We start from the raw sequence: 25,061 nt of genomic DNA on the forward strand, positions 1-25,061 counted from the left end.
CATGACGGGTCATCCGTAAGTGGCGCTACGAGAGGAGTTCCTTGTTGGCTAAAAGATTCTTCAGGTTCGTGATCGAACAAAGATCTTCTTCACCCACCCTTTCGGCCAGCGCACCAGTATCCAGAATCAAGATACGGTTAGGTGTGTTGATGATGATGTCGCCCGCTTCGGCCAGTGCGTGCAAGGCGCGAGAGATCGATTCTGGTCGCGTCCCGAGAAGATGCGCCTGATCCAGACGGCTCATCGGAATGTTGACTTCGATTCCGTCTCGCCTGGCCTGCACCAAGTGCTCTACGCCCACAAACCGTGTACACATGATCAGCAGAAACCCTGCGACGCGGTTAACAATCTTTGCATTCGACAGAATCACCATCCAGTCGCGTGTACGGTCCAACTCGTTGAGAATATTCAGAAGCACGGCGCGGTCCAGTTCGGGAGACCGTCTCATAAGCGTTTCGAAGCGCCCGCGTGGGAAGGCGTAGACCTCTGTATCGGTCGCGGCCTCGATCGCAACTTCTGTTGCGCCATCGAACACTTGGCCAAAAATGTCGCCTTCCACCAGAAGGCCTACGATCGGATGCCGCCCATCTGTCAGGGTTTTCTGCATCCGCAGAATGCCCGAAGCGACGATCCCGACGAAGTTAATTTCCTCACCCTCACGGGTAATGGCCTGTCCGGCGGGGAAACGCACCAATTGCTGCATGGCACCCAAGGCCTCGCGCGTCTCATGACACAGATCCGTGAACACACTTAAGGCGTTGTGATCGTTTCTGGATCGCTTGTCAGGCTTGTCAGGCATATCTCTTTTTGCCAATCAAGTTAACATCTGTTTCGATTATAAACTTCAAGAAAACGCGGACAGTAATAGTCTTGATCCACCTGGCGCAAAATAGGGCGATGTGAGCCTATCCTGACTTTAATTTATAAACGCCAATCGCATTGCTCAATTGATCGAAATCAATGAGGTTCAAGGGTGCTATGAGCGAATGGGATGAACAGTCGGCCTACTCCCCTATTCGTTGGAGAGTTTCCGGCGCAGTTTAAGCTATTTTTTGCAGTTTCTGATCGGGGTCGGCCGTTTCATTTCTCTGCCAATAGACCACGGCAGGGGGTTGGCCAATTGGTATGACCGCCGCCGATCGCTGCGCGCACGGGTTTTCCCAGTCGCGGATGCAAGAGTGCCGCGCCGTGCTCAGCCGCGCCAAGGGCACCGACGATGGCGGCCTTGCCGTAGCTGACGGGCGGCGCGCCGAGGACGGCCATGGCCTCTGAAGCCAGTTGCGCGCCCAGCGTTGCGCCATATTCGAACAACTCTATCAGCTCGTCCTGATCGACCCCGGCACAGGGATTGCGCAGCACGGCCAGCGCCGCCACCCGGGTGAGCGGAGCGCAGGGAGCGCCCATCTCGTCGGTCTCGGTCCGGTCCCGGATCAGCATTTGCTTTCGGATCAGCATCAGGCGGTCTCCTTTACTGGCCCGGTGGCGGTTCCGGTCTTGAGCATCCGGAACAGAACGGCAATAGGGAAAACAAGGGCAAAGAGCGCAGCGCCGAAAAGGATGGTGCTGTCAGGCGCCCCGGTTCGGTCGAGGAGCCAGCCGGCGACCGGCGGGCTTGCCGTCATGATGGCATAATAGACGGTGAAGAACACCCCCATGCCAAAAGCCCGTCGTTCGGGTGCGACAGCCTGACCCGCCAGCGCCATGATGACGCCGGCAGGTGCCATTCCCACGAGGCCGAAAAGCAGGCTTGCCGCCAGCCCGGCGCCGTGCAGGCTCAGCAGCATCAGGGCCAGAACCGCGCCTGTCATGCAGACGGCGAGGATCGTCTCACGCCGCCCGAACCGGTCGGCGATCTGTCCGCAGGCGGCACCCGACAGGATCATCAGCCAGCTGCCGACACTGATCACAGAGGCCGCTGCCAGCGTGCCCATTCCCTGCGCCGCAAGCATGCCTGGGCCGAAGCTTAGGTAGACGACATAGCCCGCGTTGAACACGCCCCACGCGGCGCCGGCCAGGACGATCAGCCCCCATTCCCTTGGCAAAAGTCCCTTGATCCGGTTTTTGATGCGAGCGGGGAGGTCATGCGGTGGACGGTAAAGGGTCAGGACGGCAATGGCCGACACCGCGCACCAAGCCGACGCGACGGCAAAGGGCGCGCGCCAGCCATGGACCTCGGCCAGCCAGGTGTGCCCGACCTGTCCCATGGCAATTCCAAAGGGCCAGCTCATCACCAGGATGCTCATCGCCGTGGCGATCTCGTGCCCCTCGAACCAGTCCGCCACCATCTTGGTGAAATAGAGCGTGGCGAACAGGAACCCGGCCCCGGAAACGACACGTCCAAACCCGATGCCCGCGGGATCGGACGCCATCGCGGACTGCGCACCGCCGAGCGCCAGCGCGCAAAGCCCAAACCCGGCAAGAACGCGATCCGAAGCGAACCGACCAGAAAATCCCGCAGGCAGGGCCAGAAAAAGACCCGGCGCCATGAACAGACCGATCATGAGACCGATCTGCGCATTGTCCAGGCCGAACGCATCCGTCAGGTTTCCGCCGACCGCGCCCATGGTCTGGAACTGAAACCCCAAGCCGACGCGGGCGGCGAACAGCAGCGCCAAGATGCGCCAGCGCATCACGCCCAGCCCAGTTGACGCAGCGCCTGCGCGTCGTTCCAGATCTTGGTCATGTGCGCGATGCGGTCTCCGTCAAACCGCATGACATAGGCATAGTCCGAGGCGACAGGCTTGCCCGTCGGCGCGCCCGGTCCACCCGCACCGGTCTGGGTGCCGTGGAACACAGCCGAGGCGACCACCGTGCGGCGATCCGCATCCAAGGCAAAGGCGGTCAGGTCATAGCGCCCGTCCGGGATCGGACCCAAGAGGCCCTTCATCCATTCGGTGTAGCCTTCGAGAGTGGTCGTCTCGGCAAGCGCTTCGGCCTGGCAGGCAAAGCTTGCCCCCGCGTGGCAAAAGCCTTTGCAGGCCTCCCAGCCGCCGCCGGTTTCGCAGGCTTCGAAAAAGGTCCGTGCTGTCTGTTCAACCGTCATTGATCCGTCTCCCTATTGATGATGGGATCAGGATGCGCCCATCCTCGGGCATGGCATATCGGTCAGCTGCTGTATTCTGCGCCCCGATGGTGCAGTATTCTGCTACAGCATTTGAAGGATTGATTCAGAACTCCCGCTCCCGCAGGATCGGGAGAAGCCCTTCAGATGGATGTGCCAAGCCCGTGTCGCCCGACGAAACTCTCAGCCCCCGCGAGATCGAGATCGCCACCGCCTATGCGCAGGGGGATACCTATCAGGCCATTTCGGCGCGGCTGGGCATTGCCCCCTCGACCGTGCGCACCCATCTCGCGACGATCTACCGCAAGCTCGAAGTGTCTTCCAAGCTGGACCTGCATGCCCGGCTGGGCGGTGCTCTGCCGACATCGGAGATGCAAACGGACCACGCGGCCGTCATCTCGGAACTGGCTCTGAGCCTCGAGGAATCGCTACGTCGCGAGCAGGCGCTCGCCGAGGTGCTGCGCATCATCAGCCGGTCGCGCGGCAACGTCGACGCCGTGATGTCGTCGATCCTCGGTTTTGCACTCGACCTATGCGAGGCGGAGTTCGGTATTCTCTTTGAGCATAGTGGGCAAGGGCGATACGCGGCCAGCCACACACGGGGCATCCCTGAGCCGTTCAGGGACTGGCTCGACACGCAGGGCATCTTCACGGCCGGCCCACGCACCGGTCTCGGCCGGCTGGCGGCAAGCCATGCGGTCGTGAACATCTATGACGTTCGGGCCGAGGAAATATTCCAGACCGACGATCCGCTGCGTTATGCGACCGCCATGCTCGGTGGCGCTCGATCCTTCGTCGCCATCCCGATGATGTCGAGCGATAGCCTGGTCGGCGCCTTCACGATTTACCGGCAGTCGGTCCGGCCCTTCGGTGCGCAGGCCACCACGCTCGCGCAGACCTTTGCCGACCAAAGTGTCATCGCGCTCGACAACGCACGGATGATCGGTGCCTTGCGGCAAGAACCACCCCCAGCATGAACGTCACCGGTGATCCTCTGAGCCCTCGTGAACGACAGATCGCAGAGGCCTTCGCGGGTGGCGAGACCTATCAGCAGATCGCCGACCGCCTTAACCTCGCCCCCTCGACCGTACGCACCCATCTTGCCACGATCTACCGGAAACTCGGGGTCTCCACGAAGCTCGACTTGCGGGCGCAGATCGAGGCATCAACGCCCGCTGATCCATCTTCAGACCTGCCGCCCCGCCCCGACAAGCCCTCGATCGCCGTGCTCGCCTTCGCGAACATGTCGGACGATCCCGGTCAGGAGTACTTCTCGGATGCGATCACCGCCGACATCATCACCGCCCTGTCCCGGTCGCCCTGGCTATTCATCATCGCCCGCAACACGACCTTCACCTATAAGGGCGAAAACGTCGATGTCCGGCGCGTCGCGGCCGAGCTTGGCGTCCGCTTCGTTCTGGAGGGCAGCGTCCGCCGTGCAGGCGAGCGGGTGAGGGTTACCGCACAATTGATTGACGGGCTGACCGGCGGGCATGTCTGGTCGGAGCGCTACGATGGCCGCATCGAGGACGTGTTCGACCTGCAAGACGAGATCACCCGGCAGGTTGTTGCCTCGATCCAGACCATCGTACATCTCAGCACCGTCGAGGCACCTGTCGAGCGTCTGAACCGCCCGAACCTGACCGTATGGGAGTTGACCATGCGGTCTTGGCACCTGCTATATGATTTCACGCCGGAGGCCTATGCCTCGGCCAAGACCCTGCTCGAACGCGCCCTGGCACTCGACCCTGAAAGCGCCGAGGCGAACATGGTACTGTCGCTGATCAACCATCACATCGCCATTCTGGGTTTCGTCGAGGACCCGGGCCCTGCCATGGAAGCGGCCTACGCCCTTGGCCGCCGCGCCACGCGGCTCGACGACCGCAACGAGTATGCGCATTGGGCGCTTGGGATCAGTTGCTGGGGGTTGCACCGTCTCGATGAAGGGATCGCGGCCCTTGAACGTGCGGTTGATCTCAACCCCAACTGTTCGCTCGCGTATGGCAGCCTCGGCACCGCTCTCGCCATCGCCGGCCGGGTAGAAGACGCCATCGCGAACCAAGAAATCGCGATCCGGATGAACCCTCGTGACCCCAGTATCTTCTTTCGCTTCTCGGGTTTGGCGTTGGCCCATTACACCGCCAGCAACTTCGACACGGCGATCCTCTGGGCTGAACGCGCAATCCATCGCATGCCACGCTGGTATCTCGCGCATTTCCTGCTGGCGGCAAGTCACGTTGCCCTCGGGCGATCAGAACCGGCGCGCGACGCCGTCGAGGCCTGCCATGCGGCGCTGCCATGCATCTCGGTCGCGGATGCCGAACGGATGCCGCTGCGGGACCCAGCGAAGATGCAGGAATTTCGAGACCGGCTTTGTGCTGCGGGATTTGCTGCGGAGCCGCAGACCTGACATTCGAATGACGTGCAGCGAAGGTCCGTTGAGGTGCCCTAGATTTGTAGACGCTTTGCCCCGAAACATTAGCCCAAGTCCACCGCCATCGTGGCATTTCCCGACTCGCGGACCGAGCGGACGAAAGCCGCACAGAGTGGCCGTCCTGATCTCGACCTAGTACGGACACTTGATATATGTGTCCCCCTTCTTGTCCCTCAAACAGTAAGGGATTGTGGAGATCTCAACAAGTCCAGTTGGGACGCGTGATCGTACGATATATCTGATATTGATATACTTTTGGGGCTTTCTGAGAATGCATGGGATTACACCACGGCTGCCTGTCTCACCGCCATTACCATTGAAAATGTTAGCTTAACACGGCTTTTCGGCATCCCATCCGCCCAAGGTACACCCCATCTTCTGGACAGCATCCGGCGTAATTCAAGCTGGTCTTTGCACTTGCTGGGAATACCGCCTCCTCCAACCGCCTTGTGGAGAGAGTGTGCTCTTCGCTCTTGGGTCCGAGATCAGGACCCTAATTAACCAATCGCGGCTCTGGCGTTGACTTTGGTCAAGGATCACCGCGCCAGCGGCCCGCAGAGTAAGCGCATTCGCATCAAGGCGCAAAGGAGACCGCAATGCGCGAAGTCATGACCAAGAGCATGGCCCGGAATATTTTTTATGGCGGGTCATTGTTCTTCATCATCATCTTCCTGGGACTGTCGCTACATTCGCACCGCTATATCGTCACCACTTCAACGAACGCTGAAACGCTGACCGAAAGCGTCGCGCATGGCAAACGTCTCTGGGAGAAACATGCCTGTATCAACTGTCATACGATCATGGGCGAAGGGGCCTATTTTGCGCCTGAACTGGCCAATGTGACAACCCGCTGGGGCGTGGCAGACGACCCGGATGGCGCATTCGAGATGCTCGACGGCTGGATGAAAGCACAGCCAAGCGGCGTTGAGGGCCGTCGGCAGATGCCGCGCTTTGATCTGGACGCCGAGGAAACCCGTGCGCTTGCCGATTTCCTGCGGTGGGTCGATTCCATCGACGCACAGGACTGGCCCCCGAACGATGCGGGCTGAGAAAGGACCATTCCAATGAAATACCAATCCCAAAAAATCGCGATGGCCTACTTTGGCGTCGCAATGGCGCTCTTTCTGGTTCAGATCCTGGGCGGGCTGCTTGCAGGGCTGATTTATGTCGTGCCCAATACCCTGTCGGAACTGCTGCCGTTCAACATCGTGCGCATGCTGCACACCAACTCTTTGATCGTCTGGCTGCTTCTGGGCTTTTTCGGGGCCGCCTATTTCCTGATTCCCGAGGAGGCCGAGCGCGAAATCCACTCTCCCAAGATCGCCTACCTGCAACTGATCATCCTTGTTGTCGGCACCCTGGGCGTGGTGCTGACCTATGTGTTCAACCTGTTTGAGGGCAGCTGGCTTTTGGGCAAGGAGGGGCGCGAGTTTCTCGAACAACCCAAATGGGTCAAGGCCGGGATCGTCGTGGCCGCTTTGCTGTTTCTCTACAATGTCACCATGACGGTGCTTAAGGGGCGCAAGACCGCGATCACCAATATCCTGTTGCTGGGGCTCTGGGGGCTGGCGCTTTTGTTCCTGTTTGCCTTTTACAACCCGGAGAACCTGTCGCTCGACAAGCAGTACTGGTGGTATGTCGTGCACCTCTGGGTCGAAGGCGTCTGGGAACTTATCATGGCCTCTATCCTGGCCTACCTGATGCTCAAGCTGACCGGGGTTGACCGTGAAGTGGTGGAAAAATGGCTTTATGTCATTGTCGCCGCCGCCTTGTTCTCGGGTATCCTGGGCACTGGCCACCACTATTACTGGATCGGCTCGCCGGGCTATTGGCAGTGGATCGGGTCGATCTTTTCCAGTCTCGAGATCGTACCCTTCTTCGCGATGATGGCCTTTGCCTTTGTCATGGTCTGGAAGGGGCGCCGCGATCACCCCAACAAGGCCGCGCTTTTGTGGTCACTGGGCTGTGCCACGCTGGCGTTCTTCGGGGCCGGGGTCTGGGGCTTTTTGCACACACTGCACGGCGTCAACTATTACACCCACGGCACCCAGATCACCGCAGCACATGGGCACCTGGCATTTTATGGCGCCTATGTCTGTCTGAACTTGGCGATCTTTACTTATGCGATGCCGATCCTGCGGAATCGCGATCCCTATAACCAGGTTCTAAACATGGCCTCGTTCTGGTTGATGTCGGGGGGCATGGTGTTCATGACCTTCACACTGACATTCGCCGGCACCGTTCAGACTCACATGCAACGCGTGATCGGGGATTATTACATGGATGTTCAGGATCAGATCGCCATCTTCTACTGGATGCGCCTTGGCTCTGGCGTGGTGGTTTTCCTTGGCGTGCTCCTCTTCCTTTATGCGCTGCTCATGCCGCGCAAAGAGGTGATCTCGACTGATGCCACGGTTGCAGCGGAGTGAAGCCGATGGATGGATCCATGACCCGAAACCGGAACGGGGCGGCAGACGCCCCGTTCTATCTCGCCCAGGGCGATGAATGCGCGCTGTTCCAGGCGGCCTTTGACAACGCCCTGCCCGTCCTTCTCAAGGGGCCGACCGGCTGTGGCAAGACCCGCTTTGTGGCCCATATGGCCGCAAGGCTTGGGCGTCCGCTCTATACGGTTGCCTGTCATGATGACCTCTCGGCGGCTGATCTTATCGGGCGCTACCTGCTCAAGGGGGGCGAAACCGTCTGGGTGGACGGCCCCCTGACCCGCGCGGTGCGCGAGGGGGCGATCTGTTATCTCGACGAGGTGGTCGAGGCGCGCAAGGACGTCACCGTGGTGCTGCACCCGCTGACCGATGACCGGCGCATCCTTCCTATCGACCGCACCGGAGAAGAGCTTGAGGCGGCACCCGGTTTCATGCTCGTTGCCTCATATAATCCGGGCTATCAGAATATTCTTAAAACCCTCAAACCCTCGACCCGGCAGCGATTTGTCGCGATGGAGTTCGACTTTCCGGCGCCCGACCTCGAAATCGAGGTCGTCGCACAGGAAAGCGGTCTCTTGCCGGATCGTGTTGCCCCTCTGGTGCGCCTTGCCGGCAAGCTGCGCGCGCTGAAAGGGCAGGACCTTGAAGAAGGGGTTTCCACCCGTCTTGTCATTTATGCCGCAACTCTCATCGCTCAGGGCATGCCGATTGATCACGCCATAGAGGCGACGATGATCGAACCGCTTACCGATGATGCGGATGTGAAACGCGGGCTCCTCGATCTGGTCACGGCTGTCTTTGGGTGAGGCATGGCCATGACCCGGATCGAACTTGAGCCATGGGAACCCGAAGAAACCATCGGGAAACTGTGGCACGCTTTTGCCAGTCGCCTCGATGCACCACAGGTGCATCACGGAGCCGCGGTTGATCTCTCAGAGGTCAGCGGGCGGCTGGCAGTCTTTTTTCGCGGGCTGGGGGGCGCCCCATCGGTCGAAATCCGCCCGGTTTCGCCCGAGGTCAGCCAACACCGCCTGACGTTCCTGCGGCGCATGGGAACCGAGGCGGAATTCATCCCGCGCGCCAGCTTTGATGGCGAGGTGCTGCGCCTTCCCGAGAGCCTTGCGATTTTTCCGGACCGGGCCGCCAACGGGGCGCTCTACCTCTGGCTTACCGCCGCCGTTGCCTATGCGCCCGCGCATATCCGCGAAGACGATCCTCTGCGCGCCGACCTGTTGGCGATCCGCGATGCCCAAGCCATGACACGTGCCGCACTTGCAGAGGCACCGGGACTACGCGCCCTGCAATCGGGTTTGCGGGCGGCGGTCTTGCAAAGCCGCCCCTCTCAGACGCTGCCGCGCGACGAACAGGCCGTCGAGGCGCTCGTGCGCCACTTTCTTGGCGATCCAGCCGAACTTGGACCGCGCGCAGTGACGTTTGGCGCCGCGCTCGAAACGGGTGACCTCTCGCAGATCGCCGCGCCGCGCGGCTATCGCCCGTTTCAGCCGGTGCCGCTCTGGCCTGATCTGCGCGAACTGGTTCTTTCGGCCAGCAGTGAGGTTGAAAGCCGGGACACCGAAGGCCCGCCCGAAGAGGGAAGCGAGCGTACCCACCGCGCGCGCCGACGCAACGCCGATCAGGCCGAGCGCCGCGACAGCCTGATCCTGCATAAATTCGAGGCGATCCTCAGTTGGGCCGAGTTCCTGAACCTCAACCGCCGGGTTGATGATGACGACCCGGACAGCGCCAAGAAAGCCGCCGACGATCAAGATGAAATCGGTCTTGGCCAGATCTCCAAGGCCCCGGCGACGCGGTTGAAGCTTCACCTTGACCTTGCCCCGGAAGATGTCGAGCGCGAACGGCTTTCCGGCACGATCACCTACCCGGAATGGGACGTGCGCACCGGCGCCTATCTGCCCGATCATGTGCGGGTTCTGCACAGCACCGCCCCATCGGGTGATGAGATACCCGACTTTCGCAACGATCCGCGCGCCATGCGTCGGATCACCCATGTCAAACGCCAGTTCGAGGCCCTGCGCCCCGGTCGCGTGTCGATCCCCGGTCAGCTTGACGGAGATGAGCTTGATATGGAGGCCGCCGTGCGGGCGCGGGTTGATATTCTGGCCAATGGCGCGGGCAGCGAACGCATCTGGCGGCAAACCCGGCCGCAGGCACGCGATCTGGCGGTGTCGATCCTTCTGGATGTGTCGCGCTCGACTGAGAGTGCCGTGGGCGATCGCGCGGTGATTGATATTGAACGCGAAGCACTTGCGGCCCTGGCCTGGGGGCTTGACGCCTGCGGCGACGATTTTGCCATCCATGCCTTTTCCTCGCTCAAGCGCGACCGGGTTTACATCCAGACCTGCAAGGCGTTCGGCGAGCCGATGACCGGTCTGATCGAACAGCGGATCGGCGCGCTTCGGCCCGGCTTTTACACCCGCCTTGGCGCGGCCGTCCGTCATTGCTCGACCGAGCTTGCCGGGCAATCCAAGAAGCGCCGCCTGCTTTTGGTCATCACCGATGGCAAGCCCAACGATCTTGACCACTACGAGGGGCGCCACGGGATCGAGGATACCGCCATGGCCGTGCGCGAGGCGCGTCGCGCCGGGCAATCGGTCTTTGGCATCACCGTCGACAAACAGGCCAAAAGCTGGTTCGCGAGGATGTTCGGGCGCGGCGGTTTCCATGTGATCCCCAACCCCGAGCGCCTGACCGAGGCGCTGCCGCTGATCTATCGCGAACTGGTCGGGGGATGAGCGACACAAGCGTTTTTGACGAGTTGCCCGGCGACCTTATGATCTGGGTTTTGATCGTCAGCGAACTTTTGGTCTTCGGGGCCGGGCTGGCGACTTTTCTCGCTGTGCGCGTCACGGACCCCGCGGGTTTTGCCGCAGCGCAGGATATGCTCTACCGCACCGGCGCAGGGATCAACACGGTGGTCCTTGTGACCAGTGGCGCGCTCGCCGCCTGGGCGCTGCGGCTGCGCGAAGACGCGCAGCGCGGGCACGCGCGTCTTGCCCTTGTGTCGGCGGCACTTCTTGGCGTCGTATTCCTGTTGATCAAGGGCTTTGAATTTCTGGGAAAATCGGCGGCTGGCATCGGTTGGGACACGCATCCGTTTTTTACCTTCTACTACCTGCTTACCGGGTTTCATGCGGCCCATGTGGTTGCAGGGGTCGTCATCCTTTTGCTGGTCGCGTGGCAGGATTCACCCCGCAACATCGAGGCCGGGGCGGCCTTTTGGCATATGGTTGATCTGGTCTGGGTGATCCTTTTCCCGGTCATCTATCTGCTCAGGTGATGCCATGATCCGCGCGCCCCTCTTGCGCGCCTGGGCCGCACTCATGTGTCTGAGCCTTGGTGCGACACTGATCTCGCTCTGGCACTGGCCGCCGGCGCTCGAAGCAGTGGCGGGCGTGCTTGTCCTGAGCCTGGCCTGGCTCAAGGCGCGCATTATCCTGTCGTCCTACCTCGGGCTTGATGCCGCGCCATTCTGGCGGCGCGGGTTCGGGATGTCGCTTGGGGCTTTCTGTCTGCTGTTGCTTGGGCTTTATCTTTTGCCGGGCCTGCTTTAGCGCGGCACCGCCCGTCAGATCGCGAATTTTTCCGCCAGCCCGCCGGGCAGATCGAATTCCTTCAAAACCCGTGCGCGCGCCTCTGCGGACATCTTTTTCGCGGTCCGGGTGACGATGGTATCAAGCTTTTCAGGGCTTTGAGTGGGGGCAAACGGAGCGAAATACCACTTCAGGAAGGTGAAACAAATCACATCCTCAAGCGCCTGCACCTCTGCGTCGCGCTTGATGCCTTGTTTTCGGATCATTTTCCCGGCTTGCTCAATGTCCTGGTCACAATATCCGGCATCCTGCATGATCTCGCCCACGCGGGTGGCGTGATGTTTGGCCAACTCGGTGCGCCAAGTCAGGTATCCTTCGCGGCCCTCGGGAAAGTCCTTTCTTTTCAGGACCCAACGTTCGATATGCTGGCCCCGCGCCGCGATCTTCAACGGCTCCGAGGCATCGGGGAAAAGCCGGTCAAGCTCTGCGCTCATTCGCTGACCGTAAAGCTGTGCCGCCGGTTGCCCCTGGCTTGTGTCCGGGTCATGGGCATTGGCGGCATCAATCCTTGCCAGGGCAATTTCCAGTTTACTCACAGCTCCTTGCTCCACGAATCGGCGGGGTCTTTCTCGGCGTAGTCCTGCAACGCCTGGATGTTTTCGATCACCGCCTGATGGCGCGAGATACGCACACCCACGGCTTTCAGCTTGGAAAAGGCCCGTGACAGGCTTTCGGGTTTCATCCCCAGGCGCCCGGCAATCAGCGCCTTGTCATAGGGCAGTGTCACCTCGCAGGCTCCGGCCTCGCAATTGCAAAGACGGATCAGAAAATCTGCAACCCGCTGCGCGCCGGTCTGGGCCTTAATCTGTTCCACCTGCGCCACGAGGTCATGAAGGTGCTGAAAGGTCGAAGCAATGACCGCAAGGCTTAGCTCTGGCTCATGCTCAAGGATCGAAATGAAGCTGCGCGCAGATATCAGCATCAAGGCGCAATCGCTCACCGCTTCGGCGGAAACCGGATAGGGTTGCTGGCGAAAGGCGACCGCCTCACCAAAGCTGTGGCCACGAGTAAACACATTCACCACCGCTTCGTTTCCGTTGGGGGAGACGCGGTAAAGCTTGACCCAACCATCCAGAACCACATGGATGACCTGCGCCCGGTCCCCCTGAAGAAAGACAGTCTCACCGCGCAATACATCCTTAAACGTGGCATCCGAAAGAAGTTTGTCCGCCACGGGAGCCGGCAGGCTGCGCAGCAAGAGCGACTCTCTGGCGATGACAAGAGCTTCGGTTTTCTTCATTGGCTCAATCTTATGTTTCGTTGCACTGTTTCGATATACAAGAGATTGCAGGCAAATACACCGTCCGGACTGTGACACGTGCCAATTTTCCGAAGAGTCCGGTCAATGCCCGGCATGAAAGGGCGTTGCCCGAAGCGCAATCGAGGCCAAGCCGGACCTGCCAGAGGATCAGGGGAAAATGGTTTGGAAACCGTCGGTCAGACGGAACACGCGGTTAGGTTCACAAAGCACAGTTTCGGAACGGCAATCGCGCGTTTGTGGCTTATTTGCGCGCCCTGCGCTTGAGAATCGGACAGGTTGCGGCATCGTTCATCACTACCTGACAGCGCAGGCACAGCACACATTCGTTGGCATTGATCCGGCCAAGCGGATCAATCGCCCCGACCGTGCATTTGGTTTCACACAAGCGGCATTCGCGACCGCATTGCGGGCGCCGGTGCAACCAGTCGAACACCTTGAGCTTTGCCGGAAGCGCAAGCGCCGCCCCCAGCGGACACAGATAGCGGCAATAAAACCGCTCGATGAAAAGCCCGGCCACAAGCAGCGCCAGAACAAAGGCCACAAACGGCCAGGCCCGCATCATCCGCATGGAAATGGCGGTCTTGAAGGGTTCGGCCTCGGCCAGTCGCAGGGCGAGGTCCATCGAGTAAAAGCTAAGTGCAAGGATCGCCAGAAAGAGCGTGTACTTGATAATCCAGAGCCGCTCGTGGATTGCGTGGGGCACGTTGATCTGCGGCACGCGCAAGCGACGCGCGGCCAGATTGCTAAGCTCCTGAAGGGCGCCGAACGGGCAAAGCCAGCCACAAAAAACGCCGCGCCCCCAAAACAGCAGGCCAAGCGCCACACCGCCCCAGAGGGTAAAAATCACCGGCTCGATCAGGAAAACCTCCCAGTGAAAGCCGCTTAGCAGCGATTGCACAAAGGCCACCACCTGCACCACGGACAGCTGAGCATTCAAAACCCAGCCCAACCAGATCAGCGTGGTACCAAGAAACCCAAGCCGCAGCCCCAGCCAAAGGCGCGGTCGGCGCACCAGCCATTCCTGAAGCAAAAGGATCAGCGTCAGAAACGCCATCATCACCATCACGCTGGCGACCTGATGGCGCTTTTCAATCCAGCGCGACTGCCAGAGCGGCGCCTGCTCCACCGGGGGGGCGATGGTGTGGGCAATCGGCAGGACATAGTCGAGCCGCGTGGTCAAGCTTACCTCGCCCGTCTCCGAGCGGCGCGAGGCTGTCAGTTCAAGCGAGAAGGGCCGAAGGGGATCAAAGCCCTCACCGGGCAGGTGGAAAATGCTCCGTTCTTTAAAGTCGGGCGCATCCGGGGCATCCAGATCGTCGACCCTGACATAGCCGGGTTTGACCAGTGCGATACGGGTATCCCCCTGTACCACCACCAGCCGGTCAAACACACCGCTGCGCCGCCATGCCGTGCCACGATGTGAGGTCAGCCCCGAAGAGGCCACGAAAAGCGCCGTTTCCCCCGGCCTAAGTGCGCCCACCGTGCGGGTAAATTGCTGTTGTCCAAGAATGTTTCGTCCGATGCTCGGCGGATCAATCAGCGCCATGTAGAGATCAATGAACGGCGCCTCGCCCGGTGGCACCGGCACCTTGGCGCCGGCCATCGCGCGGCTGGCCTCGGTAAGCGTGACAGTGCGGCGGGTGATCGCGCCCTGCGCCACAAGCGCCGCCCAGCTCTTTGGTTCATAGCTGACCCTGTCGATCCCACCGCCGGGCAGAACGCCCCGCGCAATCGCCAGCGTGCGTGCTGTGCGCAGGATCGAGTCGCGGATGACGCCGGTCGAGACGGTCGCGCGCGAAATGATATCGGGCATGTCAGGGCCTGTTCCGGGCCCCTCGGGATCGGACAGATCGACCCCGGCAAAACCACCGACAAACCGGGCGATATCGCTATCCGACAGGCCAAGCGTCAGGATCGGTTCGGCATGGCGCATCAATCTGGCCCCCCCAATGCGCCCCTTTGTGTCGATCGCCACCAGCACATCCAACGGGCGCCCGGAGTATCCGACCGATCCCGTCACCGCCCAAGTCGAGGCGATATACCCCCGCGTGCCGGAGGCATCAGAAACCACCCAGCCGGGCACCGGATCACTCTGATGCTGTAACGTGAGTGGCTCTTTCAGCCCAAGCAGATCGGCGGCAATTGCCTGGCTTGGCACCGCCGCAGCCCCCGCACCATCAGCGCCCTGCGCCAGCGCGACAGAGGCAAGTGCAAGCCAGAGGTGAAAACCGATGAAAAGGGCAATGCGGATCATGCGGCAACTGTCGCCCCGCCGCGCCGCCAAAGCGTTGACTAAAGTCAAGGAAGCGCGCGCGCCGTCGCGCCACTCTTGAAAGGCCTCACCAGCGGAATTGGAGTAACCCAAATGAAACCCAAGAATGCCACATGGCGCGTAACGCTCTTGTCGAGCGCCGCCATTGCCCTCGGGCTGGCGGCTTCCGGCGCTATCGCGCAGGAAAAGCCGGCGGACCATGGGGATGACGCTTCGGCGGCCTATCAGCCCAGCATGACAACGCTCGGCCAGATTCAGGTTGAAATTCCGGGCCGCAAACCCGGCGACCCGGTAATGACCCCCAGTGAATACCAAAAGGCCAACACGATCTACTTCGAGCGCTGTGCCGGCTGTCACGGGGTGCTGCGCAAGGGGGCAACGGGCAAGGCTCTGACTCCTGATGTGACCCGCGAAAACGGCTTTGAATACATCCGGGACTTCATCACCTACGGCTCGCCTGCGGGCATGCCCAACTGGGGCACCTCGGGCGATCAGAGCGAAGAAGAAGTCGATATGATGGCGCGTTACATCCTGCTTGACCCGCCTGCCCCGCCAGAATTCGGCATGCCGGAAATGAAGGCCAGCTGGAAGGTGCACGTGGCCCCCGAAGACCGCCCGACCGAGAAGATGAACGATTGGGACATCGACAACCTGTTCTCGGTGACCCTGCGCGATTCGGGCGAGATCGCCCTGATTGACGGGGCCAGCTATGAGATCAAGACGGTCCTCCAGACCGGTTACGCCGTACACATCAGCCGGATTTCAGCCTCGGGGCGTTATCTGTTCGTGATCGGCCGCGACGCAAAGGTCAACATGATCGACCTCTGGATGGAAAACCCGGCCACAGTGGCCGAGATCAAGGTCGGGGCCGAGGCACGCTCGGTCGAGACCTCCAAATTCGAGGGCTATGAGGATAAATACGCGATTGCCGGGGCCTATTGGCCGCCGCAATTCGTGATCATGGATGGCGATACGCTTGAACCGCTGCGGATCAAATCGACCCGTGGCATGACCTATGACGAGCAAAACTATCACCCCGAGCCGCGCGTTGCGGCGATCCTGGGGTCGCACTACAAGCCCGAGTTTCTGGTCAACGTCAAGGAAACCGGCAAGATCCTGATGGTGGATTATTCCGACATCGAAGCCCTCAAGATCACCGAGATCAACGCGGAACGCTTCCTGCACGATGGCGGTCTGGACAGCACACAGCGCTACTTCCTGACGGCCGCCAATGCGCGCGGCAAAGTCGTGGTGATCGACACCAAGGAAAGCTCGCTTGTCTCCGTGATCGAGACCGAAGGCCAGACGCCACATCCGGGGCGCGGCGCCAACCTGGTCCATCCGACCTACGGTCCGGTCTGGGCCACCTCGCACCTGGGCGACGATACCATCGCCCTGATCGGGACCGATCCCGAGGGTCATCCTGATCAGGCGTGGAAGATGGTGCAACAGCTTTACGGTCTGGGGGGTGGATCGCTGTTCGTCAAAACCAACCCCGCCTCCGAGCATCTTTATGTCGATGCGCCGCTCAACCCCGATGCCGAAGTTTCAGGCTCGGTTGCGGTATTCAAGGTGGCGGATCTGGCCGAGGAAGAGCCGGAATTCACGGTGCTGCCCATCGTGGAATGGGCCGGAATTGCCGAAGGCCAGCCCCGTGTTGTCCAGGGTGAGTTCAACAAGGCCGGCGATGAGATCTGGTTCTCAGTGTGGAACGCCAAGGATCTGGAATCCGCCATCGTCGTGGTTGACGACAAGACGCTCGAGCTCAAGACAGTGATCAAGGACCCGCGCCTGATCACGCCGACGGGCAAATTCAACGTCTATAACACACGCGCCGACGTCTACTGACGCGCGGCACCGGGGGCCCATGCCGGGCCCCCGGACTCCCCCATGATATCTGACGGCCAGCCAAGGAGCCCGCACCATGACCGCGAAAGGCAAAGTCCATCTGATCGGGGCCGGTCCCGGTGCCGTCGACCTGATGACGCTGCGCGCGCTCACCATGCTGAAAAGCGCCGGTGCGGTGGTTTATGACCGGTTGGTCAGTTCCGAAATTCTGGCCCTCTCGCCACCGGCCGCCAAAATGGTGCCGGTTGGCAAGGCCCCCAAATACCATGCCGTGCCGCAGGGACGGATCAACGAAATCCTCTACGAGCTGGCCTGCGACGGTCTGACGGTTGCCCGCCTCAAGGGGGGCGATCCGTTGATTTTCGGGCGCGGTTCCGAAGAGGCCGCCTATCTGATGGAGCGCGGGATTGCGGTGGACTACGCCCCCGGCATCACCGCAGCCCAGGGCATGGCCGCCGCCACCGGCGTCCCGCTCACACACCGCGGTTTGGCCACCGGGGTGCGCTATGTCACCGGCCACCGCGCCGCCGATGCCCGGCTTGACCTCGACTGGAAAAGCCTTGCCAGTGAGGACACCACGCTTGTGATCTATATGGGCGTGGCCAATATCGCCGAAATCGCCCTCAATCTGATGCGTGAGGGGTTGCCGGGTTCCCTGCCGGTGCTGGCGGTGTCAAATGTCACCACCCCGCGCGAGACCCGGCTTTTGTCCCGGTTGGACCGGATCGGCCTGGACATTGCGCAAAGCCCGCTGCGCGCGCCGGTGCTGTTCGTGATCGGGCATGTGGTTTCGCTCTGCCACGAAACCGATGCCCTGCCGGTGGATATGCTTCAGGTCATGGCAGGTGAATAGGCCAGCCATCATACTGGCACTCATCGCCGCCCCGGCTCTGGCCGACGCTGATCCGGAAAGCCTCAGACGGCTGGTGCATCAGGATTGCGGCTCGTGCCACGGGATGACGCTCAGGGGCGGGCTTGGCCCCGATATCAGCCCCTCGGCTCTCACGCACTATCGGCCCGAAGACCTGACAACCGTTATCCTTGACGGCCTCCCCGGCACGCCGATGCCGCCCTGGCGCCCCCTTTTAAGCGAGGATGAGGCCGCCTGGATTGCCGATTATCTTCTTGAAGGTGAAAGCAAATGACCCCTGCCCCCCTGTCACGGAACGCGGCTGAAAACCTGCGCCACCCAGGCTTTCACCATTCCGGAAATACTCCCGCCGGAGGCATCCGCGCCCGCCTGCTTGCGCTGACACTGGCGGCTCTTGCGCTTTGGGCGCCATCGCTTCCCGCCTCGGCGCAGGCCACCGGCGACCTCGGCCTGGTGGTGGAACGCGCCAGCGGCTCGCTCCTGGTGGTGGATCAGTCCGAGCGCGCCAGCATCGGGCGTATCACCGGGCTTGGCGATCTGAGCCATGCCTCGCTGGTCTATGCCCCGGACGAACGCTTTGCCTATGTTTTTGGCCGTGACGGCGGGCTGACCAAGGTCGATATTCTGGCGCAGACCGTCGTGAACCGCGTCATGCAGGCGGGCAATTCGATTGGTGGCGCGATCTCGGATGACGGGCGGTTCGTGGCGGTCTCGAACTACGAACCGGGCGGTGTGCGGATCTTTGATGCCGAGACACTCGCCATGGTGGCCGATATCCCGACAGACAGCAAAACCATCGGCCTTGTGGATATTCCAGGCAGCAGGTTTGTCTTCTCGCTCTGGGACACAGGCGAGACATGGATTGCCGATCTCTCGGGCGGGACCCCGCAGATCACCAGGATCAAGGGCATGGGCGCCTACCCCTATGACGCTCTGGTCACAGGCGACGGGCGCACCTATATCGCCGGGCTGTTCGGCGAGGATCACCTGAGCGCGCTGGACCTCTGGCAAGAGTCCCCCAAGCCGCGGCGCATCCTGCCCGGCTATGCCAAGGGGCGTGCTGGGCTGCCGGTCTACAAAATGCCGCATCTGGAGGGCTGGGCCCTTGCGGGGCAGGATTTCGTACTGCCCGCCATGGGCCAGCACGAGGTGCTCTGGGTCGATGCCCGCAACCTGGAGGAAACCGGCAGAACCCCCACTCACGGACAGCCGGTATTTGCCATGTCCCGCCCTGACGGGCGCCATGTCTGGGTGAATTTCGCCCATCCTCTCAACGACACGGTGCAGGTGATCGACAGCGTGACCAAAGCTGTCATTCACAAGTTCACCCCCGGCCCCGGCGTGTTGCACATGGAATTTACCCCGCGCGGTCACGAGGTCTGGCTATCGGTGCGCGACGCGGGAAAGGTGATGATCTATGACACGGAAACCTTTGAGAAACTGGGGGAAATTACCGCTGAAAGCCCCTCTGGCATCTTTTTCACTGCCCGTGCCCATCGCATGGGGCTTTGAGCGATGAGAGGTGTGAGTGATCCGATCGACCGCGCGCTGCTGAACGACTGGCAGCGGGATTTTCCCATCACCGAACGTCCCTTTGGTGTGCTCGCAGAGGTCCTTGGCACCAGCGAGACGAATGTGATCGAGCGGCTGCGGGCCCGCGTCGAGGCAGGTCAGATTACCCGGCTGGGCGCCACCTGTGCACCCAACACCATATCGGCCAGCACCCTCGCCGCCGTGGCCGCACCAGAGGACCGGATCGAAGAGGTGGCGGCCATCATCGGCGCAGAACCGGGGGTGAACCACTCGTACCTGCGCGAAAACGACTGGAACCTGTGGTTTGTCGCCACCGGCCCCAGCCGGGCGGATGTGGATGCCGCCCTTGCCCGGATCGCGCAGCGCAGCGGGCTGCGCGTGCTCGACCTGCGGCTGGTGCGTCCCTTCAACCTTGATCTGGGGTTTAGCCTGCGCGGCGAAACCCGGTGTGCGCGGCTACTCCAGACGCCGGACACCACCGTTTTGCAGAGGGGCGACCGCGACATCGTACAGGCGCTGATGCGCGGCCTGGCCTTCGACGCGCGCCCCTATGCAGGGATCGCAACCACGCTGGGGCGCAGCGAGACCGAGGTGATGGCGCGGATCAGGGTGCTGAGCGCCGCGCGGATCATCGCGCGGCTCGGGATCATCGTGCGCCACCGGGCGCTTGGCTGGCGCTCCAATGCGATGGTTGTCTGGGACCTGCCACATGATGCAATCACCCGCGCCGGGCCGATGCTGGCCGCCCAACCCGGTGTCACCCTGTGTTACGAGCGCACCCCTGTCGCGGGCGTCTGGCCCTACAGGCTTTATACCATGATCCACGCCCAAAGCCGCAACGAGGCGCTTGCACGGCTGGCAGAGGCCGCCGCCCTGCCCGACCTGCGGGGCGCCCCCCATCTGGTGCTGTTTTCCAGCCACTGCTTCAAACAAACCGGCGCCCTTGTGGCGCAGGAAAGGACAATCGCATGACACTGGATTCCATCGACCGCCTGATCCTCAATCATCTGCAAGAAGGCTTTCCGATCACACCCGATCCGTTTCTGGTCGTGGCGCAGGATCTGGGGCTGGACGAGGCCGATCTTCTGGCCCGGCTGGAACGGATGAAAACCGAACGCATCATCACCCGGTTTGGCCCGTTCTTTGACGCCGAGGCGATGGGCGGGGCGTTCTGTCTCTGTGCCATGACGGTGCCGCAGGCGGATTTTGAAACGGTCATGACTAAAGTCAATGCCCGCCCCGAAGTGGCGCACAATTATGAACGCAGTCACCCTCTCAATATGTGGTTCGTTCTGGCAACGGAAACTGCCGCAGAGATCGAGACGGTGGCCAACTCCCTCGAGCGGGAAACGGGGCTGCGCGTGCTCCGTTTCCCGAAACTACAGGAGTTTTTCATCAGATTCAGGGTAGCCGCATGAGCATCGATTCCACAGACCGCCAGATCATCGCCGCCACGCAAGCGGGCCTGCCGCTTGTGCCGCAACCCTACCGTGCAGTGGCGCAGGAGTTGGGACTTGACGAAAGCGAGCTTTGCGAGCGCCTGCGCTTGATGCAGGACAGCGGCATCATTCGCCGGATTGCCGTCGCCCCCAACCACTATGCGTTGGGGATGGTGGCCAATGGCATGTCGGTCTGGGACATCGAAGACACCCGCGTGACCGACCTTGGCGCGCGGGTCGGCGCGCTGGACTATGTCAGCCACTGCTACGAGCGCCCCCGCGCCCTGCCCGACTGGCCCTATAACCTGTTTGCAATGATCCACGGCAGCGACCGCGACGAGGTCGAGAGCAAGCGCCAGGAGGTTGCCACGCTTTTGGGCGGGGCCTGTCGCGGTCATGACATTCTCTATTCGACACGCATTTTGAAAAAGACCGGTTTGCGGCTGCGGTCAAAGGAGGTCCGCTGATGTTTCGCCTCTCGGAATATATGCAACAGCTGGTAGCGCCGACACCGGTGCGCACGCGGCGCGGCAGCGGGCCGGTCAAGCCGGTGGTCATCTGGAACCTGACGCGGCGCTGCAACCTGAAATGCCGCCATTGCTATACGGTCTCGGCGGATGTCGATTTTCCCGGCGAGCTGAGCCATGAACAGGCAATGGGCGTGCTGGACGATCTGGGGGATTTCAACATTCCTGCGCTGATCCTGTCGGGCGGCGAGCCGATGGGCCGGTTCGATTTCTTCGAGCTGGCCGAGGCGGCGCGCAAAAAGGTCCGGTTTCTGGCGCTAAGCACAAATGGCACTAAAATTCATGGCGAGGCCGCCGACCGGGTGGCCGAAATCGGGTTTCAGTATGTCGGCATTTCAATTGACGGGATTGGACGCACCAATGACTGGTTTCGCGGTGTCGACGGGGCGTTTGAGCAAGCGGTGCGCGGGGTGCGCGAGTGCAAGAAGCGCGGGATCAAGGTGGGCCTGCGCTTTACCCTGACCCGCGACAACTCTGCACAATTGCCCGATCTGTTGCAGCTTTGCGATGACGAGGGCGTAGACAAGTTCTACCTCAGCCATCTCGTCTATGCCGGGCGCGGCGACAAGAACCGGGGCGAAGACGCGGTGCATGCCCATACCCGCAAGGCCCTGGACGAGTTGATTGATCGCGCCTGGGTGGGTGTCGCCGAGAATGCGCCGCTGGATATCGTGACCGGCAACAACGATGCCGATGCGGTTTATATGCTGCGGTGGGCCGAGCGGCACTTTGACGAGGCGCGCGTGGCTAACTTGCGCGATCATCTTGAGGCCTGGGGGGGCAATTCCTCGGGGCTTGGCGTCGCCAATATCGACACGCTGGGACGGGTCCATCCCGATACCTATTGGTCGGATTATACCGTTGGAAACGTCAAGACGACGCCGTTTTCCACGCTGTGGACAGGTGACGATCCGATGCTGGCACAACTGCGCTTGCGGCCCCGCCCTCTCAAGGGGCGCTGCGGGGCCTGTGCCTTCAAATCCGTTTGCGGCGGCAATACCCGCATTCGCGCGCTGCAACTGACCGGCGACCCTTGGGCCGAAGATCCGGCCTGTTATCTGAGCGACCGAGACATCGGCGTGACAGGTGCGCGCGAGCGCCTGACCGTAACCCCGTTCAAAGGCAAGAAACATGACCCGATTCACCGCTTTCACTAGCGCGCTCTTGCTCGCAGCTGCACCCGTACAGGCCGATCCGGCGCAGATTTACAGCACCGAATGCGCCGCCTGTCACGGGGCCGATCGGCTGGGTGGCAGCGGTCCTGCGTTGATCCCCGAGACCCTGGGGCGGATGCGCGGTCCCAAGGTGGCCGAGGTGATTGCCCATGGCCGCGCCGCCACACAGATGCCCGCCTTTGGCGAAGCACTTACGCCTGAAACGATCACCGCCCTCGCCGCCTATGTGAAAACGCCGCTGGCGCAGGTGCCGGTCTGGGGCGCCGAAGAGATTGCAGGAACCCGCTGGATTGACCCCGAATACAGCGCTGCGGATACGCCGGTGTTTGACGCCGATCCGCTGAATATCACGCTGGTGGTGGAAACCGGGGATCATCATGTCAGCGTTCTGGATGGCGATACCTTTGAGGTTCTGGATCGGTTTGAAACGCCTTTCGCCGTGCATGGCGGGCCGAAATTCAGCCCGGACGGGCGCTATGTTTTCATCATGTCTCGCGACGGCTGGGTGCAGAAATACGATATCTGGTCGCTGCATCAGGTCGGGCGGGTGCGCGCTGGCCTGAACAGCCGCAACATCGCCATAAGTGCCGATGGCAAGCATCTGGCGGTGGCCAATTACCTGCCGATGACCCTTAGCCTGCTGTCGACCGACGACCTTCGCGTCGAGCATGTCATGCCGGTTGTGGGCAAGGATGGCACACAGAGCCGGGTGTCGGCGGTGTATCAGGCCCCGCAACGCCAGAGCTTTATCCTGGCCCTGAAAGACACCCCCGAGATCTGGGAGGTGGCAACCGACCCCGAGGCCGATCCGGTCTATGAGGGGTTTGTCCACAGCCGCGAAAAGGGCATGATCGAGGCAATCCCGTCATCCGAGGGCCTGTTTGCTCGCCGCCGGATCGAGATCAGCGAACCGCTGGATGATTTCTTTTTCACCGATGATTACCGCAACCTGATGGGCGCGGCGCGCAATACCGGGCGCGGCGTGGTTGTCAACCTGAACGTCGGGCGCGAGATTGCCGAATTGCCCCTGCCCGGCATGCCACATCTGGGATCGGGCATATCCTGGATGCGCAAAGGGCGCCGGGTCATGGCAACGCCGCATCTGAAAGAGGGCATGCTATCGGTGATCGACACCGAAACCTGGCAGGTGATCCAGACCATACCCACCGATGGCCCCGGTTTTTTCCTTAGAAGTCACGAGAATTCACCCTATTTCTGGGCAGACGTGTTCTTTGGGCCCAACAGGGACGTGATGCATGTGATCGACAAGGAAAGTCTTGAGATTGTCAAAACCCTGCGCCCGGTGCCGGGGGCAACGGTGGCGCATGTCGAATTTACCCGCGATGGCAGTCATGCGCTTGTCTCGGTCTGGGAGAACGACGGCGCGGTCATTGTCTATGACGCCGCAACCCTGGAAGAGGTGACGCGATTGCCGATGCGCAAGCCGTCCGGAAAATACAATGTTTTCAACAAGATTACATTCTCGGAAGGAACAAGCCATTGACCGCTCAAGCGATCATCGTGAGCCATGGGCAGCCCTCGGATCCGGATCCGGCCGAAGCGAAACTGGCGGGCTTTGCCAGCGACGTGGCAAGCCTCCTGCCCGGCTGGCATGTGGGCAGCGCCACGCTGGCCAAGCCCGGCGCGCTGGACCTCGCACTTGAAAAGGCGGGGCGGCATCCGCTGATTTATCCGATGTTCATGACCGCAGGCTGGTTTACCGGGGATGAGCTGATCAAGCGCCTGGATGACCGGCAGGCCCGCGTGCTGCCGCCGCTTGGCCTTGATCCGGGCCTTCCGGGCATGGCTGCGGATCTGCTGCGGGATGTATTGCGGCGCAAGGCCTGGACGGCGCAGGAAACCCGGCTTTTCATTGCCGCGCATGGCTCGGGCCGCAGTAGGAATTCGGCGCGCGATACACAAAAGTTTGCCAAGGCACTTGCGGGGCTGGTGCCGCTGGCCGAGATGCGTGTGGGTTTTGTGGAAGAGCCGCCCTATCTGGCCGATATGGCGTTCAACCTTGGACCGTGCGCGATCTGCCTGCCGTTCTTTGCCGCAAGGGGGGGGCATGTGGTCGACGATATCCCCGAGGCATTGGACCTGGCCGAGTTTCAGGGCGTCTGCCTTGAGCCGATTGGTGCTGCGTCCGGCGTGGCCACGCTGGTGGCGCGGGCGCTGGAGGTCGCGAGGGTCAACGCATGACCGATACCGGCCCCAATCTGACGCGGCTTTACCTGCTGCTCTACCCGTTCACCGCACTGGCCGTGGCGATCAACCTGTTCATGCTGGGATTGATGGGACAGGCGATTGGCTTGCCCGCAATCGCCCCGGTGACGGCGCTGATCGCCTGTGTTCCGCTTGGCATCCCGGTGAACTGGTGGGTGACAAAATGGGTGCGCGGCCTGATTGATGAGGCCGAGGGAGGCAAATGAAAACGACCGCCCCGGCGTAATGCGGGACGGTCGAAAATGGATTTAACGCCGCGTTATTCGAAGGTCGCCAGATAGGCGATGACGTTTTCGACATCCTCGTCCTTGCGCAGCCCGGCAAAGGACATCTTGGTGCCTTTCATATATTTCTTCGGGCTG

Annotated in this window: 26 protein-coding genes; 19 read left to right on the forward strand and 7 right to left on the reverse strand. The window is 61.6% G+C overall.

Annotation, left to right across the window (positions count from 1 at the left end; translation table 11 throughout):
* Nucleotides 1-25 precede the first annotated feature (25 nt).
* From QZ522_RS05105 to QZ522_RS05120, 4 genes are all read right to left on the reverse strand, one after another.
* Nucleotides 26-799, reverse strand: a complete 774-nt coding sequence (locus tag QZ522_RS05105; protein ID WP_294608330.1) for a Crp/Fnr family transcriptional regulator — start codon at nt 797-799, stop codon at nt 26-28.
* Nucleotides 800-1,080: 281 nt separating this feature from the next.
* On the reverse strand, nt 1,081-1,455 hold the full coding sequence (locus QZ522_RS05110; protein WP_294608332.1) for an amino acid synthesis family protein: 375 nt from the start codon (nt 1,453-1,455) through the stop codon (nt 1,081-1,083).
* A complete protein-coding gene (locus tag QZ522_RS05115) occupies nt 1,455-2,630 on the reverse strand; it encodes an MFS transporter (protein WP_294608334.1) in 1,176 nt (391 codons plus the stop codon). The genes QZ522_RS05110 and QZ522_RS05115 overlap by 1 nt, the downstream gene beginning before the upstream one ends.
* On the reverse strand, nt 2,630-3,043 hold the full coding sequence (locus QZ522_RS05120) for an ester cyclase (protein WP_294608336.1): 414 nt from the start codon (nt 3,041-3,043) through the stop codon (nt 2,630-2,632). The genes QZ522_RS05115 and QZ522_RS05120 overlap by 1 nt, the downstream gene beginning before the upstream one ends.
* A gap of 182 nt (nt 3,044-3,225) precedes the next feature.
* Between QZ522_RS05120 and QZ522_RS05125 the strand changes: the two genes are divergently transcribed.
* The 8 genes from QZ522_RS05125 (at nt 3,226) to QZ522_RS05160 (ending at nt 11,508) form a co-directional block, all read left to right on the forward strand.
* On the forward strand, nt 3,226-4,038 hold the full coding sequence (locus tag QZ522_RS05125) for a LuxR C-terminal-related transcriptional regulator (RefSeq protein WP_294608338.1): 813 nt from the start codon (nt 3,226-3,228) through the stop codon (nt 4,036-4,038).
* A complete protein-coding gene (locus QZ522_RS05130) occupies nt 4,035-5,471 on the forward strand; it encodes a LuxR C-terminal-related transcriptional regulator (RefSeq protein WP_294608341.1) in 1,437 nt (478 codons plus the stop codon). Before QZ522_RS05125 ends, QZ522_RS05130 begins: the two co-directional genes overlap by 4 nt.
* 620 nt (nt 5,472-6,091) lie before the next feature.
* Nucleotides 6,092-6,544, forward strand: coding sequence for a cytochrome c (locus QZ522_RS05135; protein WP_294608344.1), 453 nt, complete (start codon nt 6,092-6,094; stop codon nt 6,542-6,544).
* 15 nt (nt 6,545-6,559) lie between these two features.
* On the forward strand, nt 6,560-7,924 hold the full coding sequence (locus tag QZ522_RS05140; RefSeq protein ID WP_294608346.1) for a cbb3-type cytochrome c oxidase subunit I: 1,365 nt from the start codon (nt 6,560-6,562) through the stop codon (nt 7,922-7,924).
* Between the two features lie 5 nt (nt 7,925-7,929).
* Nucleotides 7,930-8,742, forward strand: a complete 813-nt coding sequence (locus QZ522_RS05145; RefSeq protein ID WP_294608347.1) for a CbbQ/NirQ/NorQ/GpvN family protein — start codon at nt 7,930-7,932, stop codon at nt 8,740-8,742.
* 9 nt (nt 8,743-8,751) lie between these two features.
* Nucleotides 8,752-10,689, forward strand: a complete 1,938-nt coding sequence (locus tag QZ522_RS05150) for a nitric oxide reductase D protein (protein WP_294608350.1) — start codon at nt 8,752-8,754, stop codon at nt 10,687-10,689.
* A complete protein-coding gene (locus QZ522_RS05155) occupies nt 10,686-11,234 on the forward strand; it encodes a cytochrome c oxidase subunit 3 (RefSeq protein WP_294608352.1) in 549 nt (182 codons plus the stop codon). The genes QZ522_RS05150 and QZ522_RS05155 overlap by 4 nt, the downstream gene beginning before the upstream one ends.
* Before the next feature lie 4 nt (nt 11,235-11,238).
* On the forward strand, nt 11,239-11,508 hold the full coding sequence (locus QZ522_RS05160) for a nitric oxide reductase F protein (protein ID WP_294608354.1): 270 nt from the start codon (nt 11,239-11,241) through the stop codon (nt 11,506-11,508).
* A 14-nt stretch (nt 11,509-11,522) separates the two neighbouring features.
* Here QZ522_RS05160 and QZ522_RS05165 read toward each other — a convergent pair whose 3' ends face one another.
* From QZ522_RS05165 to QZ522_RS05175, 3 genes are all read right to left on the reverse strand, one after another.
* Nucleotides 11,523-12,083 (reverse strand): DUF4202 domain-containing protein, encoded by a 561-nt coding sequence (locus QZ522_RS05165; protein ID WP_294608356.1) that lies wholly within the window; start codon nt 12,081-12,083, stop codon nt 11,523-11,525.
* Complete coding sequence (locus QZ522_RS05170; protein ID WP_294608358.1) at nt 12,080-12,787, reverse strand: Crp/Fnr family transcriptional regulator; 708 nt, start codon at nt 12,785-12,787, stop codon at nt 12,080-12,082. The genes QZ522_RS05165 and QZ522_RS05170 overlap by 4 nt, the downstream gene beginning before the upstream one ends.
* 262 nt (nt 12,788-13,049) lie before the next feature.
* A complete protein-coding gene (locus tag QZ522_RS05175; RefSeq protein WP_294608361.1) occupies nt 13,050-15,062 on the reverse strand; it encodes a NosR/NirI family protein in 2,013 nt (670 codons plus the stop codon).
* Nucleotides 15,063-15,173: 111 nt separating this feature from the next.
* Between QZ522_RS05175 and QZ522_RS05180 the strand changes: the two genes are divergently transcribed.
* The 11 genes from QZ522_RS05180 (at nt 15,174) to QZ522_RS05230 (ending at nt 24,905) form a co-directional block, all read left to right on the forward strand.
* Nucleotides 15,174-16,928 carry a nitrite reductase gene (locus tag QZ522_RS05180; protein WP_294608364.1) on the forward strand — a complete coding sequence of 585 codons (1,755 nt, stop codon included), beginning with the start codon at nt 15,174-15,176 and terminating at the stop codon, nt 16,926-16,928.
* Nucleotides 16,929-17,004: 76 nt separating this feature from the next.
* Nucleotides 17,005-17,781 (forward strand): uroporphyrinogen-III C-methyltransferase, encoded by a 777-nt coding sequence (cobA, locus tag QZ522_RS05185; protein ID WP_294608367.1) that lies wholly within the window; start codon nt 17,005-17,007, stop codon nt 17,779-17,781.
* The gene (locus QZ522_RS05190) at nt 17,774-18,073 is read left to right on the forward strand and encodes a cytochrome c (protein WP_294608369.1); all 300 of its coding nucleotides are present in this window, start codon (nt 17,774-17,776) and stop codon (nt 18,071-18,073) included. The genes cobA and QZ522_RS05190 overlap by 8 nt, the downstream gene beginning before the upstream one ends.
* On the forward strand, nt 18,070-19,311 hold the full coding sequence (locus QZ522_RS05195) for a cytochrome D1 domain-containing protein (protein WP_294608371.1): 1,242 nt from the start codon (nt 18,070-18,072) through the stop codon (nt 19,309-19,311). Before QZ522_RS05190 ends, QZ522_RS05195 begins: the two co-directional genes overlap by 4 nt.
* Before the next feature lie 3 nt (nt 19,312-19,314).
* Nucleotides 19,315-20,304, forward strand: a complete 990-nt coding sequence (locus QZ522_RS05200; protein WP_294608373.1) for an AsnC family transcriptional regulator — start codon at nt 19,315-19,317, stop codon at nt 20,302-20,304.
* Nucleotides 20,301-20,750 carry an AsnC family transcriptional regulator gene (locus tag QZ522_RS05205; protein ID WP_294608375.1) on the forward strand — a complete coding sequence of 150 codons (450 nt, stop codon included), beginning with the start codon at nt 20,301-20,303 and terminating at the stop codon, nt 20,748-20,750. Before QZ522_RS05200 ends, QZ522_RS05205 begins: the two co-directional genes overlap by 4 nt.
* Nucleotides 20,747-21,238 carry an AsnC family transcriptional regulator gene (locus QZ522_RS05210; RefSeq protein WP_294608377.1) on the forward strand — a complete coding sequence of 164 codons (492 nt, stop codon included), beginning with the start codon at nt 20,747-20,749 and terminating at the stop codon, nt 21,236-21,238. The genes QZ522_RS05205 and QZ522_RS05210 overlap by 4 nt, the downstream gene beginning before the upstream one ends.
* Nucleotides 21,238-22,455 carry a heme d1 biosynthesis radical SAM protein NirJ gene (nirJ, locus tag QZ522_RS05215; protein WP_294608379.1) on the forward strand — a complete coding sequence of 406 codons (1,218 nt, stop codon included), beginning with the start codon at nt 21,238-21,240 and terminating at the stop codon, nt 22,453-22,455. The genes QZ522_RS05210 and nirJ overlap by 1 nt, the downstream gene beginning before the upstream one ends.
* Complete coding sequence (locus QZ522_RS05220) at nt 22,430-23,977, forward strand: cytochrome D1 domain-containing protein (protein WP_294608382.1); 1,548 nt, start codon at nt 22,430-22,432, stop codon at nt 23,975-23,977. Before nirJ ends, QZ522_RS05220 begins: the two co-directional genes overlap by 26 nt.
* Nucleotides 23,974-24,675, forward strand: a complete 702-nt coding sequence (locus tag QZ522_RS05225; RefSeq protein WP_294608385.1) for a CbiX/SirB N-terminal domain-containing protein — start codon at nt 23,974-23,976, stop codon at nt 24,673-24,675. The genes QZ522_RS05220 and QZ522_RS05225 overlap by 4 nt, the downstream gene beginning before the upstream one ends.
* Complete coding sequence (locus tag QZ522_RS05230) at nt 24,672-24,905, forward strand: hypothetical protein (protein ID WP_294608388.1); 234 nt, start codon at nt 24,672-24,674, stop codon at nt 24,903-24,905. Before QZ522_RS05225 ends, QZ522_RS05230 begins: the two co-directional genes overlap by 4 nt.
* The last annotated feature ends 156 nt before the right edge of the window (nt 24,906-25,061 follow it).

The organism is uncultured Roseovarius sp., assembly GCF_913054395.1.
In the GTDB taxonomy this organism is placed as follows: domain Bacteria; phylum Pseudomonadota; class Alphaproteobacteria; order Rhodobacterales; family Rhodobacteraceae; genus Roseovarius.